Below are 17,302 nucleotides of genomic sequence, written 5' to 3'. Positions count from 1 at the left end.
TTCCTGACCAGGGATTGATCGGGAGTGCGCTTGAACAGTCGGGCATCGCCCGTAACGGTAAACGTCGCCATGTCGATACTGCAGGCCATCAGAATCTTCCTCTTTTACCTGCTGCTGGGCACCACCGCTCTGCTGTGGTGCAGCCTGAGCTTTTTTATCGCGCCCTTTCTGCCGTTCAAGGCGCGCTATCGTTTCATCAACGTGTACTGGTGCCGCTGCGCCTTGTGGTTGACCAAGGTGTTTCTCGGTATCCGTTACGAAGTCAAAGGCGCGGAAAACGTCCCTGACCGGCCCTGCGTGATTCAATCGAACCACCAGAGCACGTGGGAGACGTTTTTTCTCTCCGCTTATTTCTCGCCCTTGAGCCAGGTGCTCAAGCGCGAACTGCTGTACGTGCCGTTCTTCGGCTGGGCGATGGCCATGCTGCGGCCGATCGCGATTGACCGCGACAACCCGAAAGCCGCCCTCAAGCAAGTGGCTGCGAAGGGTGACGAGCTGCTCAAGGATAATGTCTGGGTGCTGATCTTCCCTGAAGGCACTCGCGTTCCCCACGGCACCATCGGCAAGTTCTCCCGCAGTGGCAGCGCGTTGGCGGTGAATGCGGCGCTTCCGGTGCTGCCGATTGCGCACAATGCCGGCAAGTTCTGGCCGAAAATCGGTTGGGGTAAAAAGCAGGGTGTGATTACCGTGGTCATCGGTGAGCCGATGTACGCCGAGGGCAGCGGCCCGCGCGCCATCGCCGATCTGAATGACCGGGTGCAGGCGTGGAACGAGAAAACGCAACGAGAAATGGGCTCGCTGCCTCCGGCCCCTGAGGCACCGGCTGCGAACGATCAGATCGCTGTCTGAGATTTGTGGATAACCTGTGTACGGTTTGTTCGCAAAGTCCCGAATTATCAAATTAAGTAACTGATTTACTTATATATTTCCGAAACTGATAAAACGCCGTAAAAGGTGCATAAGTTTTTTTCGGAAGTAAGGAAACCGGCTGATATAGCCGGTTTTTTTATGCCTGCTCTTCGGCGATCAGCGGCAGATCCAGGCGGAACGTCGTGCCTTGATCGACCACGCTCAGGCACTCGATCCGACCGCCATGGTGATCGACCACGGCTTTGACCATCGACAACCCCAGGCCCACGCCGTCGATGCCCTGTGCAGAAGAAAAGCGCCGGTACTGGCTGAACAGGTCGGGCAGCTCCTCTGCAGCGATGCCTTTGCCTTGATCGGTCAGTTCACAACGCAGCCAGTCGTTGTGGCAACTGACACGCAGATCGACGGTTGATCCGGCCGGGCTGTACTTGATTGCATTTTCCAGCAGGTTGAACAGTGCGCGGGTCAGCAAGCCCTGATCGGCCAGGATCAGGCGCTCGTGTGATTGTTCGTCCATGTCGCTCAAAAGCTCAATGCGTTTTTGCTGGGCGATGGGCAAGGCCTGATCCAGCACGTCCATGACCAGCATCCCGAACAGGCTCGGTTGAAACTGATACGTCTCGGATTCGGCCCGTGCCAGCAGAACAAAGCCGTCGGTGAGCTCCAGCGCCCGGCGTACCTGGCGCTCAATCTGTTCGAACAGCGGCGAATCCGTTCCCGTCTGATGCCGGTGTACCTCGAGCAGGGCAAGAATCGCCGAATGAGGGGCACGCAGGTCATGGGACAGGAAGCGCAGCAACACACCGCGCTGTTCCTCGGCGGCGCGTTCGGCGCTCAGGTCAGTGAGGCTCAGGAGCCAGCCGATCGGCAAGTCGCCATCGACCGGCAATAAAGCGGCGCGCTCCAGACGCAGGCTACGCTCCTTGTGGTCACGAAATTCCAGCAGAGGAAGCTCGGATAGCGGCGGACGCGACTCTGTGGACAACTCCGGATAGCCCAGGCTCGCGAGTTGATCGAGCACATCCTCGCCCACCAGATTGTGATCGAACAGGCTCCGGGCCTTGCGGTTGCCCAACAAGACTTGTCCCCGTGGATCGCTGATCAGCGTTGCGACCGGCAGATACTCCAGCCCGTCGGCAATGAATCGGCGGGTATCGCGGGTGCGGCTCATGGCTTGCTCAAGCGCCATGATCTGCCCCTGCAAGCGGTCGGCGCTGGGAAACTGCGCCCGACGCCGTTCGGGAAAGACTTTCGGTTCACTGTCCAGCCGCGCCAGCTCCCAGCCGAAATAGGTCAGCACCACGCTCAGACGTCGCCAGTTCCAGATCAAATAACCGAACAACATACCCAGCACCGCCGGTGTCGGCGACCACCAACGCCTCATCTCCGCCAGCCCCGCACTGGTCAGCAGCACGCAGGCCATCCCGCCCAATGTCAGCCAGAGCGCCAGACGTGGACGCCACAGCAGCAATCCAAGTACGCACGCGACCATGGCTACCGAGAGTCCTGCGCCCATCAATGGCGCCGGGTCATGCAAATTGATCTGCGCGCGCCAGGAAAGCAGTGCAGTCAGCGGCAACAGCACTAGACTTATCCACACCCACTCGCGCACCAGTTGCCGGAACAAACGCTGAACCTGGCTGGGGACGCGGCTTTCATGTCGGCGCTGGTTATTCATGGGAAACAGGGCAGGGCGGGTTGAATGGTTTCATAGGCGGCCGGTCTGAGGACGTAGACCCGAAGAATCATAGCGGCTCGCCCTATGGCGTGCCGCTTACTTTCACTGCATGGAGTGAGCCGATCCGGTCGGCACCCACCCGAGCGACAAGGAACCACCGCGTATGCGCGTTGCGATACTAGACGATGAACCCGCCGAACTGCGCCGGGTCGAGCAGACCCTGCAACAAATGGCCGAGGCCGGAGGACAGCCCTGGTCACTGCACAGCTTCGAAAGTGGTGAAGACCTGCTGCGACAGTTGCGCCGGGAAACCTTCGACCTGCTGATCCTCGATTGGCAATTGCCCGACCTCACCGGCCTCGCGCTGCTGCGCTGGACCCGCGAACACATGGAAGCCCCCCCGGCGGCCATCATGCTCACCAGCCGCGACGGTGAAAGCGATATCGTCCAGGCCCTGAATGCCGGGGCCGACGATTACGTCAGCAAACCGTTTCGGCCCAATGAACTGAAGGCCCGCGTGGCGGCGGTATTGCGTCGGCACAGCCTGCAACGAAGCGCCCCGGCCGAGGTTCTGCGTTTCAATGACCTGGTGTTCGACGATGCCGAACTGACCGTCACCCGCGACGGGAAACCGATCGTCATGACTGAACGTGAGTATCGTCTCGCCCATTGTCTGTTCAGCAACCTTGGCCGACCGCTGTCACGGGATTACCTATACGAACGATTCTGGCCCCACGAAGAAATGTCCACGTCTCGGCCACTGGACACTCATATCTATCGCCTGCGCAACAAGCTCGGGCTGACGGCGGATCGGGGTTGGCAGTTGCTGACGATTTATGGGTATGGGTATCGGTTGGAGAGTGTGGCGGCAGGGGAGTGAATCGCAGGCAATAAAAAAGGCCAACGCTTGTGCGTTGGCCTTTTCGTTAGCGCCGACCGGGATCAGAAATCCAGGTTGGAAACCGCCAGAGCGTTGCTCTCGATGAAGTCACGGCGAGGTTCGACCGCATCACCCATCAGGGTGTTGAAGATCTGGTCTGCGCCGATGGCGTCTTCGATGGTGACTTTCAGCATGCGGCGCACGCTTGGGTCCATGGTGGTTTCCCACAGCTGATCCGGGTTCATTTCGCCCAGACCTTTGTATCGCTGGATGGTGTGGCGCTTGGTGCTTTCGGCCATCAGCCAGTCCAGGGCTTCCTTGAACTCGGTGACCGCTTTCTTGCGCTCGCCACGCTGGATGTACGCGCCTTCGTCGAGCAGGGTGCTCAGTTGAGCACCGAGGGTGACGACGGTCTTGTAATCGTTGCTGCCGAAGAAGTCGCGGTTGAAGGTGACGTAGTTCGACAGGCCGTGGGAGATCAGTTCGACCTCTGGCAGCCACACGCCACGTTCACGGTCTTCACGCAGGCTGGCCTTGTAGACCAGGCCCGACTTCTCGACGGTGCGCAGACGGACTTCGTACTGGGCCAGCCAGTCTTGCATCTTGGCGTGGTCGCCGAGCATTTCCAGGCTCACGGCCGGCAGGTAGATGAAGTGCTCGGTCAGCTCCTGCGGGTAAAGGCGCGACAGACGCTTGAGGGTCTTCATCACCATGCGGAAGTCGTTCACCAGTCGTTCCAGCGCTTCGCCGGAAATGCCTGGGGCGTCTTCGTTCAGGTGCAGGCTCGCATCTTCCAGGGCCGACTGCGTCATGTACTCTTCCATGGCGTCGTCGTCTTTGATGTATTGCTCTTGCTTGCCTTTCTTGACCTTGTACAGCGGCGGCTGGGCGATGTAGATGTAGCCGCGCTCGATCAGCTCAGGCAACTGACGGAAGAAGAAGGTCAGCAGCAGGGTACGGATGTGCGAACCGTCGACGTCAGCATCGGTCATGATGATGATGTTGTGATAGCGCAGCTTGTCGATGTTGTACTCTTCGCGACCGATACCGCAGCCCAGTGCGGTGATCAGGGTGCCCACTTCCTGGGACGAGATCATCTTGTCGAAACGGGCTTTCTCGACGTTGAGGATCTTGCCCTTCAGCGGCAGGATGGCCTGGGTCTTGCGGTTACGACCCTGCTTGGCAGAGCCGCCCGCGGAGTCACCTTCCACGAGGTACAGTTCGGACAGCGCCGGGTCTTTTTCCTGACAGTCAGCGAGCTTGCCTGGCAGGCCGGCGATGTCCAGCGCGCCTTTGCGGCGGGTCATCTCACGGGCCTTGCGCGCCGCTTCACGGGCACGGGCGGCGTCGATCATCTTGCCGACGACCAGTTTGGCTTCGTTCGGGTTTTCCAGCAGGAAGTCGGAGAAGTACTTGCCCATTTCCTGTTCGACCGCGGTCTTCACTTCGGAAGACACCAGCTTGTCTTTGGTCTGGGAGCTGAACTTCGGATCCGGCACCTTCACCGAGATGATCGCGGTCAAGCCTTCACGGGCATCGTCACCGGTGGTGGCGACTTTGTGCTTCTTCGCCAGACCTTCCTGCTCGATGTAGTTGTTCAGGTTACGCGTCAGTGCGGAACGGAAGCCCACCAGGTGGGTGCCGCCGTCGCGCTGCGGAATGTTGTTGGTGAAGCACAACAGGTTCTCGTTGAAACTGTCGTTCCACTGCAGGGCGATTTCCACGCCGATGCCGTCTTCACGCTGGATGTTGAAGTGGAACACCTGGTTGACCGCAGTCTTGTTGGTGTTCAGGTATTCAACGAACGCACGCAGGCCGCCTTCGTACTTGAACAGCTCTTCCTTTCCGCTGCGCTCATCCTTGAGGACGATGCCGACACCGGAGTTGAGGAAGGACAGTTCACGAATGCGCTTGGCCAGGATGTCCCAGCTGAAGTGAATGTTCTTGAAGGTTTCGCTGGAAGCCTTGAAGTGAATCTGGGTACCGGTGGTTTCGCTGTCGCCAACGATCGCCATCGGTGCCTGAGGCACGCCGTGAACGTAGGTCTGTTCCCAGATCTTGCCGCTGCGGCGAACGGTCAGAACCAGCTCTTCGGACAGCGCGTTCACAACAGAAACACCTACACCGTGCAGACCGCCGGATACCTTGTAGGAGTTATCGTCAAACTTACCGCCAGCGTGGAGGACGGTCATGATGACCTCGGCGGCGGAAACGCCTTCCTCTTTGTGCACGTCTACCGGGATGCCACGGCCGTTGTCTTTAACGGTGATGGACTCATCCGGGTGGATGATGATGCTGATGTCGTCGCAGTGGCCGGCGAGGGCTTCGTCGATCGAGTTGTCGACCACCTCGAACACCATGTGGTGCAGACCGCTGCCATCGTCGGTGTCACCAATGTACATACCGGGACGTTTGCGCACGGCATCCAGGCCTTTCAGCACTTTAATGCTCGATGAGTCGTACGTATTTTCTTCGCTCAATGCCTTCACTCCCGATGGTCGTGGGTCTGGGTGATACGGCCCTGTTCCACGTGGAACAGAGCGACTGGCGTTTCCGTCTGCCAGCCTTCCCTCAATAATTCGTGATCTACACAGGTGATAAAGACCTGGCAGCGTAAGTCTTCCAGCAAGCGGCACAGCGCGCGACGGTGGCTCTCGTCCAGTTCGGACGGCAAGTCATCCACCAGATAAATACACTGGCCGCGTCGGGCCTGGCTCACCAGATGCCCCTGGGCAATCCGCAATGCACAGACCACTAACTTCTGCTGACCCCGGGACAAGATGTCCGCGGCATTGTGTGCGCCCAATCTAAGACGCAAGTCAGCCCGTTGTGGCCCGGCCTGGGTATGACCCATCTGCTGGTCCCGTTGCACGGATCCGGCAAGTACGGCGCTCAATTCCCGGTCCTTGTCCCAGCCTCGGTAATAGCTGAGCGTCAAACCTTCGAGCTCAACCAGTTCGCTCAAGGTTTGTTCAAAGACTGGTTTCAAGGCTTTGATGTAAGCGCGGCGGTATTCATCGATTTCAGCGCTGGCCTGGCACAGTTCCCTGTCCCAAACCGCTTGCGAAACGGCGTCAAGTGTACCATGCCGCAGCCAGGAGTTTCTCTGGCGCAAGGCCTTCTGCAAACGCTGCCAGGTGGCCATGAACCGCGGCTCGACGTGGAACACACCCCAGTCGAGGAACTGCCGGCGAATCTTCGGCGCGCCTTCCAGCAGGCGAAAGCTGTCGGGGTTGATCAACTGCAGCGGCAGGATTTCCGCCAGTTGTGCAGCGCTACGAGCATTCTGACCATCGATGCGAATCTGGAACTCGCCCTGACGGTCGCGGGATATCCCCAATGCGCTGTGGCCACCCTCGGCGAGTTCGACCTGACCGAATACGGTGCAAGCGAGTTGCTCATATTGGATGACCGGCAACAGTCGCGTGCTACGAAACGAACGGGCAAGCCCCAGCAGGTGAATGGCTTCCAGAACACTGGTTTTGCCGCTGCCGTTGGCGCCGTAAAGAATGTTGATTCGGGGGGAGGGGGAGAAGGTCACCGGGTGCAGATTGCGCACCGCGGTGACCGAGACGCGACTTAGCGACATCCAGAGTCAGCTGATTACAGACGCATCGGCATGACAACATAAGCCGAATCGTCATTGTCGGACTCTTGCACCAGCGCACTGCTGTTGGAGTCGGACAGGATCAGACGAACCTGCTCGGTAGTCATCACGCCCAGCACGTCGAGCAGATAGCTGACGTTGAAGCCGATTTCCAGGGAGCCGCCGTTGTATTCCACGCCTACTTCTTCTTCCGCTTCTTCCTGCTCCGGGTTGTTGGCCTGGATCTTCAACTGACCGCTGGCCAGTTGCAGACGGATACCGCGGTACTTCTCGTTGGACAGAATCGCGGTACGGCTGAACGCTTCGCGCAACGCCTGACGATCGCCCAGTACCAGCTTGTCGCCGCCCTTCGGCAGAACGCGCTCGTAGTCCGGGAACTTGCCGTCGACCAGTTTCGAGGTGAAGGTGAATTCGCCGGTGGTCGCACGGATGTGGTGCTGGCCCAGGACGATGCTGACGTTACCGTCCGGCTCGGTGAGCAGACGTGCCAGTTCGAGAATGCCTTTACGCGGCACGATCACCTGATGGCGTTCCTGCTGACCGATGTCGGCCTGCATCGAGCACATGGCCAGACGGTGACCGTCGGTAGCCACGGCACGGATCACACCGGTCGACACTTCCAGCAACATACCATTGAGGTAGTAACGCACGTCCTGCTGGGCCATGGCGAAACTGGTGCGTTCGATCAGACGACGCAGCTTGCTCTGTTCCAGGCTGGTGGTCAGCGAACCCGGGCCTTCTTCCACAGTCGGGAAATCGTTGGCCGGCAGGGTCGACAGGGTGAAACGGCTACGGCCGGCTTTCACCACCAGCTTCTGCTCGTCGACCTTGATATCGATCAGCGCATCGTTCGGCAGGCTCTTGCAGATGTCCATCAGCTTGCGCGCAGGCACGGTGATGGAACCTGTTTCAGCCGGCTCCTCGAGTTGCACGCGACCGACCAGCTCGACTTCCAGGTCGGTACCGGTCAGCGACAGTTGCTGGCCATCGACAACCAGCAGCACGTTGGACAGTACCGGCAAGGTCTGTCGGCGCTCGACGACGCCTGCGACCAGTTGCAGGGGTTTCAACAGGGCTTCGCGTTGAATGGTGAAATGCATGGTCTAGTCCCTTGCCTTAATAAGCTGCGCTGGTGTTCATCAAGTGGTCAGTGTACGCAGCAGGTTCTTGTAGTCCTCGCGGATGTCCGCGTCGGATTCCTTAAGTTCGTTGATCTTGCGGCAGGCGTGCAACACCGTCGTGTGGTCGCGGCCGCCAAACACATCGCCGATTTCCGGCAGGCTGTGGTTGGTCAGTTCCTTGGACAATGCCATGGCCACCTGACGCGGACGAGCGACCGAACGCGAGCGGCGTTTGGACAGCAAGTCGGAGATCTTGATCTTGTAGTACTCGGCGACGGTGCGCTGAATGTTATCCACAGAGACCAGTTTGTCCTGCAACGCCAACAGGTCTTTCAGGGATTCGCGAATCAACTCGATGGTGATGTCGCGGCCCATGAAGTGCGAGTGGGCGATCACGCGTTTCAGCGCGCCTTCCAGTTCACGGACGTTGGAGCGAATGCGCTGGGCAATGAAGAACGCCGCATCGTGTGGCAACTCGACTTTGGCCTGGTCGGCCTTCTTCATCAAGATGGCGACGCGGGTTTCCAGTTCCGGCGGCTCGACGGCAACCGTCAGGCCCCAGCCAAAGCGGGATTTAAGGCGCTCTTCAAGGCCTTCGATTTCTTTCGGGTAGCGGTCACTGGTGAGAATGACCTGCTGACCACCTTCAAGCAGGGCGTTGAAGGTGTGGAAAAACTCTTCCTGGGAACGTTCCTTGCGGGCGAAGAACTGAATGTCGTCAATCAGCAGGGCGTCCACCGAACGGTAGAAACGCTTGAACTCGTTGATCGCGTTCAGTTGCAGTGCCTTGACCATGTCGGCAACGAAACGCTCGGAATGCAGGTACACGACCTTGGCATTCGGGTTCTTCTTTAAGAGATGGTTACCCACCGCGTGCATCAAGTGCGTCTTACCCAGACCTACGCCGCCATAAAGGAAGAGCGGGTTGTAGCCGTGCTTCGGGTTGTCTGCCACCTGCCAGGCCGCCGCACGGGCGAGCTGGTTGGATTTACCTTCGACAAAGTTTTCGAAGGTAAAGGTGCGGTTCAGGTAGCTGGTATGCTTGAGCGCGCCTTCGACCTGCACGGTGCGCTGTTCGGCGCGAACCGGGGCCTGTTGAGACGCGGCACCAGCCATCGGATCGAAGCTGTCGCGGGACGGCTCTTCACTGATCTCTTCTGTTTTCTGCGTTGTGCGCTTGGTCGGCGCAGGCGTCGGAGCTGGTGCTGGCGCACTGGCCGGCGCGGCATTGGCCTGAGCCTGGGACACTTGCGCAGCAGCCAACGGTGCGTTCGGTGCGGCACGAGGAGCCGAACTGCGCTTGCTGCCTATTAATAAGGAGAGCGACGGTGCGAGACCGTTGCCATGCTCATCCAGCAGTTCAAGGACGCGCCCCAGGTACTTTTCGTTGACCCAGTCCAGAACAAAACGGTTCGGTGCGTAGACGCGCAACTCGTCGCCTTCGGCTTCGACCTGTAGTGGACGGATCCAGGTGTTGAATTGTTGGGCAGGCAGCTCTTCGCGCAAAAGCTCCACGCACTGCTGCCAAAGTTCCACTGACACGGATATCCCCTAAGTTGAAAGCCGGTGAGGCAAAAACAAGCGGCCATTGTAGCGGCCAGTCGTCCACTTATCCACATGCAGGTTGCCCGGTGGACATGATTTATCAATGCGTTAAACGCGAAAAAGGCGACCGACGGTGTGTGCATAAGCTCTGTGGATAACCCTATCTGAGCACACTGGACAACTGGGGGCGAAAGTCGGTGGATAACCAGCCTGTGGATAACAACCTATTCCACACACAGGTTATCCGACAGCGCAGCACAGGCTGAACACGGTTTTCCACTGTAGTTGTCATTCTCTGTACATCGCTTGAAACAAGGCCTTGAGCCAGTTATCCACAGATAACTGTGTACCTAGCTTTTACAAGCTTTACAGAAAAGCTTTAAATAATTCCCTTCTTTATTTTTATCTTTGGCAAACCGGGTAAACAGGTCCTGGCGGCTCCGAAGATCTATTTATAAGGAAACGTTGGTTGGAAATTGACCTATTGGCTTGCTTTCTCTAGAATCCCCGGTCTCTTAAAACGGGGGCCATTCCGGCCCGTTGTGGACGAACCAGGTAACACGACATGAAACGTACTTTCCAACCAAGCACTATCAAACGCGCTCGTACCCACGGTTTCCGTGCTCGCATGGCTACCAAGAACGGTCGTGCCGTACTGTCGCGTCGTCGCGCCAAAGGCCGCGCACGTCTGGCAGTTTGATAATCCGGCACTGGAGGTGAGTCAGGACTTCAGTCGGGAAAAGCGTCTGCTTACTCCCCGGCATTTCAAGGCAGTCTTTGACTCCCCTACCGGCAAGGTTCCGGGGAAAAATCTCCTGCTCCTTGCGCGCAACAACGATCTCGATCACCCCCGTCTCGGGCTGGTTATCGGGAAAAAGAGCGTCAAGCTCTCCGTCGAGCGCAATCGCCTCAAACGTCTTATGCGCGAATCGTTTCGCCTGCACCAGGATTCACTGGTCGGCTGGGACATCGTTATCGTCGCGCGCAAAGGTTTGGGTGACGTAGAAAACCCCGAATTGATTCAGCATTTCGGCAAACTCTGGAAACGTCTGGCACGCAACAAGCCGGTACCAGCAGTCAAAACCGAAACTGTAGGGGTAGACAGTCCAGATGCGTAAACTGGCGCTCGTTCCGATCCAGTTTTATCGCTACGCCATTAGTCCCCTGATGGCCAGTCACTGTCGTTTCTACCCCAGTTGTTCTTGCTACGCGTATGAAGCCATCGAAAATCATGGCCTTCTGCGCGGTGGCTGGCTGACCTTTCGTCGTTTAGGTCGCTGTCATCCGTGGAATCCCGGTGGTTATGACCCGGTTCCACCTATCCCTACCTCCCGTTCTTCTTCGATGGCCGAGTAATCATGGATATCAAACGCACGATCCTGATCGTCGCCCTGGCAATCGTGTCCTACGTCATGGTCCTTAAATGGAACCAGGACTATGGCCAGGCTGCCCTGCCGACTCAGAATGTTGCTTCCAGTACGACTACATCCGGTTTGCCGGACACCGCCACTGGCAATAATGCTGCTGCCAGTGACGATATTCCGCGCGCCGCAAGCGATACCAGCGCACCTGCCGAAACGCCGGTCGCCGTCAGCAAGGATCTGATCCAGATCAAAACCGATGTGCTCGATCTCGCGATCGATCCACAAGGTGGCGATGTTGCCCAGCTGACCTTGCCGCTGTATCCACGTCGTCAGGATCGTCCGGACGTTCCGTTCCAGCTGTTCGACAACGGTGGCGAACGTACTTATCTGGCACAGAGCGGTCTGATTGGCACCAACGGTCCGGATGCAAACCCGGCCGGTCGTCCGGTCTACTCCTCGGAGAAGAAGACTTATCAACTGGCTGACGGTCAGGACCAACTGGTCGTCGACCTGAAGTTCAGCAAGGACGGCGTCAATTACATCAAGCGTTTCACCTTGAAACGTGGCCTGTATGACGTGACCGTGACCTATCTGATCGACAACCAGAGCGCTCAGCCTTGGTCCGGTTCGATGTTTGCTCAGCTGAAACGCGATGCAAGCGCTGATCCTTCGTCGACCACTGCTACCGGTACCGCGACTTACCTGGGCGCCGCCCTGTGGACAAGTTCCGAGCCGTACAAGAAAGTGTCCATGAAGGACATGGACAAAGCTCAGCTCAAGGAAACTGTCACCGGTGGTTGGGTAGCCTGGCTGCAACACTACTTCGTGACTGCATGGGTTGCTCCGAAGGGCGAAAACAACATCGTCCAGACCCGTAAAGACAGCAAAGGCAACTACATCATCGGTTACACCGGTCCTTCGCTGACCGCTGCACCGGGTGCGAAAGTCGAAACCAGCGCTGTTCTGTACGCCGGTCCGAAAAGCCAGGCTGTGCTGAAAGAGTTGTCCCCAGGTCTGGAACTGACTGTCGACTACGGGATTCTGTGGTTCATTGCCCAGCCAATCTTCTGGCTGCTGCAACATATCCACAGCATCGTCGGCAACTGGGGCTGGTCAATCATCTTCCTGACCATGCTGATCAAAGGGATCTTCTTCCCTCTGTCGGCCGCCAGCTACAAGTCGATGGCCCGCATGCGCGCCGTGGCTCCGAAACTGGCTGCACTGAAAGAGCAACATGGCGATGACCGGCAGAAAATGTCGCAAGCCATGATGGAGCTGTACAAGAAAGAGAAGATCAATCCGCTGGGCGGCTGCTTGCCGATCCTGGTGCAGATGCCGGTTTTCCTTTCCCTGTACTGGGTTCTGCTGGAAAGCGTGGAAATGCGCCAGGCGCCGTTCATGCTGTGGATTACCGACCTGTCGATCAAGGATCCGTTCTTCATCCTGCCGATCATCATGGGTGCGACCATGTTCATCCAGCAGCGTCTGAACCCTACACCTCCGGATCCGATGCAGGCCAAGGTGATGAAAATGATGCCAATCATCTTCACCTTCTTCTTCCTGTGGTTCCCGGCGGGTCTGGTGCTGTACTGGGTTGTGAACAACTGCCTGTCGATTGCCCAACAGTGGTACATCACGCGTAAGATCGAAGCGGCGACGAAAAAAGCCGAGGCGTAACTTACTCTGTGGATAACACCACTCAAAACGCCCCCTAGTGGGGCGTTTTGCTATCTGCCATTTTTGTCTGGATACCGGTTTATGAGCGCACCTCGTGAAACCATCGCAGCCGTCGCTACCGCCCAGGGCCGTGGCGGCGTGGGCATCGTTCGAATTTCCGGGCCGCTGGCCAGCGTTGCGGCCAAAGCCATCAGCGGCCGCGAGCTGAAACCACGGTTTGCCCACTACGGCCCGTTCTTCAGTGACGATCAACAGGTGCTGGATGAAGGTCTGGCGCTGTATTTCCCCGGGCCGAACTCGTTCACCGGCGAAGACGTATTGGAACTGCAGGGCCACGGTGGCCCGATCGTCCTCGACATGTTGCTAAAGCGTTGTCTGGAACTGGGCTGCCGTCTGGCTCGTCCCGGTGAGTTCAGCGAAAGAGCGTTCCTCAATGACAAACTCGATCTTGCTCAGGCCGAGGCCATCGCCGATCTGATCGAAGCCAGTTCTGCACAGGCCGCGCGCAATGCCTTGCGCTCCTTGCAAGGGGCCTTCTCCCAACGTGTGCATAACCTCACCGAACAGCTGATCGGCCTGCGGATCTATGTCGAAGCGGCGATCGACTTCCCGGAAGAAGAAATCGACTTCCTCGCCGACGGCCATGTGCTGAGCATGCTCGACAAGGTTCGTAACGAGTTATCCACCGTATTGCGCGAAGCCGGGCAGGGTGCGTTACTGCGTGACGGCATGACCGTGGTGATTGCCGGTCGTCCGAATGCCGGCAAATCCAGCCTGCTGAACGCACTGGCCGGTCGTGAAGCCGCGATCGTGACCGAAATCGCCGGCACCACTCGGGATATCTTGCGCGAACATATCCACATCGACGGCATGCCGCTGCACGTTGTGGACACCGCCGGTCTGCGTGATACCGATGACCATGTGGAAAAGATCGGCGTTGAACGAGCGTTGAAAGCCATTGGCGAGGCTGACCGAGTACTGCTGGTCGTCGATGCCACTGCGCCAGAGGCCGCCGATCCGTTCGCCCTGTGGCCGGAATTCCTTGAAACCCGGCCAGATCCGGCGAAGGTCACCTTGATCCGCAACAAGGCCGATCTCACCGGTGAGCCTATTGCCCTGGAAGTCAGTGACGATGGCCACGTGTCGATCAGTCTGAGCGCCAAATCCGCCGGCGAAGGGCTGGATCTGCTGCGTGATCACCTCAAGGCCTGTATGGGTTACGAACAAACGTCGGAAAGCAGTTTCAGCGCGCGCCGCCGGCACTTGGAAGCCCTGCGTCATGCCAGTGATGCCCTGGAACATGGACGTGCCCAACTGACCTTGGCGGGTGCTGGCGAGCTGCTGGCCGAAGACCTGCGTCAGGCCCAGCAGTCCCTTGGGGAAATCACCGGAGCGTTCAGCTCGGATGATCTGCTGGGACGGATATTTTCCAGCTTCTGCATCGGTAAATAAGCCTTCCGTTGTCCACAGACAGGTCCGTTCGCGACCTGTCTGTTCTCCCCCCCTCGTATTTCCTTCCTCCAGTGCCGGACAGATATCTATTCCTGAGCGGATTTTCCGTGTCCGCGATTCCTTCATTCATCCGATTTCTGTGGATTAAGCCCTGTGAATAACTGCCGCTGAGGGCAGTTGATAACAGGGCCTGAAAACTGAACATAACTGCCGCTGTGGATAACCACCTCATTCATCCACAGGCTTACACCGGTTATCCAAGGGCCTCATGGCGACATGGCCACAGGGTTTTAAATCTCTGTACACATTGAAAATAGAGGCCTGTAGAGATCTATCCACAGAAACGACGGGCAGTAAGAATAAGCTTTAAAACAAAGGTTTTATAAATTTCTCTCTTTTTTATTCTTTTAACCGCGAGTTCTCCACAGCTGGTTAAATTTTGTGCAAAGGGTTCTTTAGGAAGGGCGAAGTCCCTATACTTGCCGACCAGGTCCAGAAACCTGATCTCAAACTATTCCTGAATGACCTACTTAAGCAGGCACGAGGTGCGTGGTGGATTTCCCTTCCCGTTTTGAAGTGATCGTCATCGGCGGCGGTCATGCCGGTACCGAGGCAGCACTGGCCTCAGCACGCATGGGTGCAAAAACCCTTCTGCTGACGCACAACGTGGAAACCCTCGGTGCCATGAGTTGCAACCCGGCCATCGGCGGCATCGGCAAAAGCCATCTGGTCAAGGAAATCGATGCCCTCGGCGGCGCGATGGCCATGGCCACCGATTTGGGCGGTATCCAGTTTCGCGTATTGAACAGCCGCAAAGGCCCGGCCGTACGTGCAACCCGTGCGCAAGCCGACCGTATTCTTTACAAGGCCGCTGTTCGCGAAATTCTGGAAAATCAGCCGAACCTGTGGATATTTCAACAAGCCGCTGACGACCTGATCGTCGAGCAGGAACAAGTGCGCGGTGTCGTCACGCAAATGGGTCTGCGGTTCTTCGCCGATTCCGTGGTGTTGACCACCGGTACGTTCCTGGGCGGACTTATCCACATCGGTTTGCAGAATTTTTCCGGCGGTCGCGCCGGAGACCCACCGTCGATCGCCCTGGCGCATCGTCTGCGTGAACTGCCGCTGCGTGTCGGTCGCCTGAAAACCGGTACGCCACCGCGTATCGACGGCAAGTCGGTGGATTTCTCGGTGATGACCGAGCAACCAGGTGATACGCCGATCCCGGTGATGTCGTTCATGGGCAACAAGGAACAACATCCACGGCAAGTCAGTTGCTGGATCACCCACACCAACGCCCGCACCCACGAAATCATTGCCGCGAACCTCGACCGTTCGCCGATGTATTCCGCTGCCGGCGAAATCGAAGGCATCGGCCCGCGTTATTGCCCGTCGATCGAAGACAAGATTCACCGCTTTGCCGACAAGGAAAGCCATCAGGTGTTCATCGAACCGGAAGGTCTGACCACCCATGAGCTTTATCCGAACGGGATATCCACAAGCCTGCCGTTCGACGTGCAATTGCAGATCGTGCAATCGATCCGCGGCATGGAAAACGCGCACATCGTGCGTCCGGGTTATGCAATCGAGTACGACTACTTCGATCCGCGCGACCTGAAGTACAGCCTGGAGACCAAAGTCATCGGCGGTCTGTTCTTCGCTGGTCAGATCAACGGCACCACCGGTTACGAAGAAGCCGGCGCCCAGGGTTTGCTCGCCGGCGCGAACGCCGCATTGCGTGCGAAAGGCAAAGAAGCCTGGTGCCCGCGTCGTGATGAGGCGTACATCGGGGTATTGGTCGACGACCTGATCACCCTCGGTACCCAAGAGCCGTACCGCATGTTCACTTCCCGTGCCGAGTACCGCCTGATCCTGCGTGAGGACAACGCGGACCTGCGTCTGACCGAAAAAGGTCGCGAACTGGGTCTGGTCGATGACGCGCGCTGGGCGGCGTTCTGCAAGAAACGCGAAAGCATCGAACTCGAAGAGCAGCGCCTGAAAAGCACCTGGGTTCGCCCGGGCACTCCGCAGGGCGATGCGATTGCCGAGAAATTCGGTACGCCGCTGACTCACGAATACAACCTGCTCAATCTCTTGAGCCGTCCGGAAATCGACTACGCTGGTCTGGTCGAAGTGACCGGGCAGGGCGCGGAAGATCCACAGGTCGCCGAACAGGTCGAGATCAAGACCAAATACGCCGGTTACATCGACCGTCAACAGGACGAAATCGCCCGTCTGCGTGCAAGCGAAGACACGAAACTGCCTGTGGATATCGATTACACCAACATTTCCGGTCTCTCCAAGGAGATCCAGAGCAAGCTTGGCGCGACTCGTCCCGAGACGCTGGGCCAGGCTTCGCGGATCCCGGGTGTGACCCCGGCAGCGATTTCGCTGTTGATGATTCATTTGAAAAAACGCGGCGCGGGCCGTCAGTTGGAGCAAAGCGCTTGAGTTCTAAGGTCACTTCGCAACACGCCGAAGAGTTATCCACAGGAGCCCGCGAGCTCGGTGTCAATCTCACTGAAACCCAGCACGAATTGCTGCTGGGTTATCTGGCCCTGTTGATCAAATGGAACCAGGCCTACAACCTGACCGCCGTCCGCGATCCGGACGAAATGGTTTCCCGTCACTTGCTCGATAGCCTCAGCGTGATGTCGTTCATCGAGAACGGCCGTTGGCTGGATGTCGGCAGCGGCGGCGGCATGCCGGGGATCCCTTTGGCGATCCTGTATCCGGACTCGCAAGTGACTTGCCTGGACAGCAACGGCAAGAAAACCCGCTTCCTGACCCAGGTCAAACTCGAACTCAAACTGGATAACCTGCAAGTTATCCACAGTCGCGTCGAAGCATTCCAGCCTGCACAGCCGTTCAACGGGATCATTTCCCGGGCCTTCAGCAGCATGGAGAACTTCACCAACTGGACTCGCCACCTCGGCGACGCCGATACGCGCTGGCTGGCAATGAAGGGCGTCCATCCGGCCGATGAGCTGGTAGCATTGCCGGCAGACTTCAAACTCGATAGCGAACACGCCCTGGCCGTACCCGGTTGCCAAGGCCAACGCCATCTGCTGATACTGCGCCGCACGGCATGATTGGGAACACAAGCAA

General features: G+C 58.0%; 14 protein-coding genes. 9 read left to right on the top strand and 5 right to left on the bottom strand.

Annotated features, from left to right (window positions below; genetic code table 11):
* Positions 1-69 precede the first annotated feature (69 nt).
* On the top strand, positions 70-849 hold the full coding sequence (locus L6D82_RS16760; RefSeq protein WP_102687905.1) for a lysophospholipid acyltransferase family protein: 780 nt from the start codon (positions 70-72) through the stop codon (positions 847-849).
* A gap of 157 nt (positions 850-1,006) precedes the next feature.
* Here the strand turns inward: L6D82_RS16760 and L6D82_RS16755 are convergent, their stop codons facing one another.
* A complete protein-coding gene (locus L6D82_RS16755; RefSeq protein WP_129972470.1) occupies positions 1,007-2,548 on the bottom strand; it encodes a sensor histidine kinase in 1,542 nt (513 codons plus the stop codon).
* A gap of 163 nt (positions 2,549-2,711) precedes the next feature.
* Here L6D82_RS16755 and L6D82_RS16750 point away from each other — a divergent pair, with 163 nt between their 5' ends.
* Positions 2,712-3,428, top strand: a complete 717-nt coding sequence (locus L6D82_RS16750; RefSeq protein WP_064592400.1) for a response regulator transcription factor — start codon at positions 2,712-2,714, stop codon at positions 3,426-3,428.
* A 62-nt stretch (positions 3,429-3,490) separates the two neighbouring features.
* Here the strand turns inward: L6D82_RS16750 and gyrB are convergent, their stop codons facing one another.
* From gyrB to dnaA, 4 genes are read right to left on the bottom strand one after another with little or no spacing between them, the layout of a single operon-like run.
* Positions 3,491-5,908, bottom strand: a complete 2,418-nt coding sequence (gene gyrB / locus L6D82_RS16745) for a DNA topoisomerase (ATP-hydrolyzing) subunit B (RefSeq protein ID WP_011331734.1) — start codon at positions 5,906-5,908, stop codon at positions 3,491-3,493.
* A 5-nt stretch (positions 5,909-5,913) separates the two neighbouring features.
* Positions 5,914-7,017: a DNA replication/repair protein RecF gene (recF, locus tag L6D82_RS16740; protein WP_003220208.1), complete on the bottom strand. Its 1,104-nt coding sequence runs from the start codon at positions 7,015-7,017 to the stop codon at positions 5,914-5,916.
* A 14-nt stretch (positions 7,018-7,031) separates the two neighbouring features.
* Entirely contained in the window at positions 7,032-8,135 is a 1,104-nt protein-coding gene (gene dnaN, locus L6D82_RS16735; protein WP_007954131.1) for a DNA polymerase III subunit beta, read from the bottom strand.
* Between the two features lie 39 nt (positions 8,136-8,174).
* Positions 8,175-9,698 carry a chromosomal replication initiator protein DnaA gene (dnaA, locus tag L6D82_RS16730; protein WP_011331732.1) on the bottom strand — a complete coding sequence of 508 codons (1,524 nt, stop codon included), beginning with the start codon at positions 9,696-9,698 and terminating at the stop codon, positions 8,175-8,177.
* Positions 9,699-10,266: 568 nt separating this feature from the next.
* On the opposite strand from dnaA, the gene rpmH reads away from it, so the two are divergent.
* From rpmH to rsmG, 7 genes are all read left to right on the top strand, one after another.
* Positions 10,267-10,401 (top strand): 50S ribosomal protein L34, encoded by a 135-nt coding sequence (gene rpmH, locus L6D82_RS16725; protein WP_003213577.1) that lies wholly within the window; start codon positions 10,267-10,269, stop codon positions 10,399-10,401.
* Positions 10,402-10,417: 16 nt separating this feature from the next.
* Positions 10,418-10,819 (top strand): ribonuclease P protein component, encoded by a 402-nt coding sequence (rnpA, locus tag L6D82_RS16720; protein WP_011336726.1) that lies wholly within the window; start codon positions 10,418-10,420, stop codon positions 10,817-10,819.
* Entirely contained in the window at positions 10,812-11,057 is a 246-nt protein-coding gene (gene yidD / locus L6D82_RS16715) for a membrane protein insertion efficiency factor YidD (protein WP_010465488.1), read from the top strand. Before rnpA ends, yidD begins: the two co-directional genes overlap by 8 nt.
* 2 nt (positions 11,058-11,059) lie before the next feature.
* Entirely contained in the window at positions 11,060-12,742 is a 1,683-nt protein-coding gene (gene yidC / locus L6D82_RS16710) for a membrane protein insertase YidC (protein WP_085748005.1), read from the top strand.
* 81 nt (positions 12,743-12,823) lie between these two features.
* Positions 12,824-14,194: a tRNA uridine-5-carboxymethylaminomethyl(34) synthesis GTPase MnmE gene (mnmE, locus tag L6D82_RS16705; protein ID WP_236190524.1), complete on the top strand. Its 1,371-nt coding sequence runs from the start codon at positions 12,824-12,826 to the stop codon at positions 14,192-14,194.
* A gap of 552 nt (positions 14,195-14,746) precedes the next feature.
* On the top strand, positions 14,747-16,645 hold the full coding sequence (gene mnmG, locus L6D82_RS16700; protein ID WP_007954140.1) for a tRNA uridine-5-carboxymethylaminomethyl(34) synthesis enzyme MnmG: 1,899 nt from the start codon (positions 14,747-14,749) through the stop codon (positions 16,643-16,645).
* Positions 16,642-17,286, top strand: coding sequence for a 16S rRNA (guanine(527)-N(7))-methyltransferase RsmG (gene rsmG / locus L6D82_RS16695; RefSeq protein ID WP_007911906.1), 645 nt, complete (start codon positions 16,642-16,644; stop codon positions 17,284-17,286). Before mnmG ends, rsmG begins: the two co-directional genes overlap by 4 nt.
* Positions 17,287-17,302: the final 16 nt, after the last annotated feature.

This window comes from Pseudomonas paraglycinae (genome assembly GCF_021601625.1).
GTDB classification, from domain to species: domain Bacteria; phylum Pseudomonadota; class Gammaproteobacteria; order Pseudomonadales; family Pseudomonadaceae; genus Aquipseudomonas; species Aquipseudomonas paraglycinae.
The sequence above is the reverse complement of the archived record's forward strand: the minus strand, read 5'-3'. Positions and strand labels throughout refer to the sequence as shown.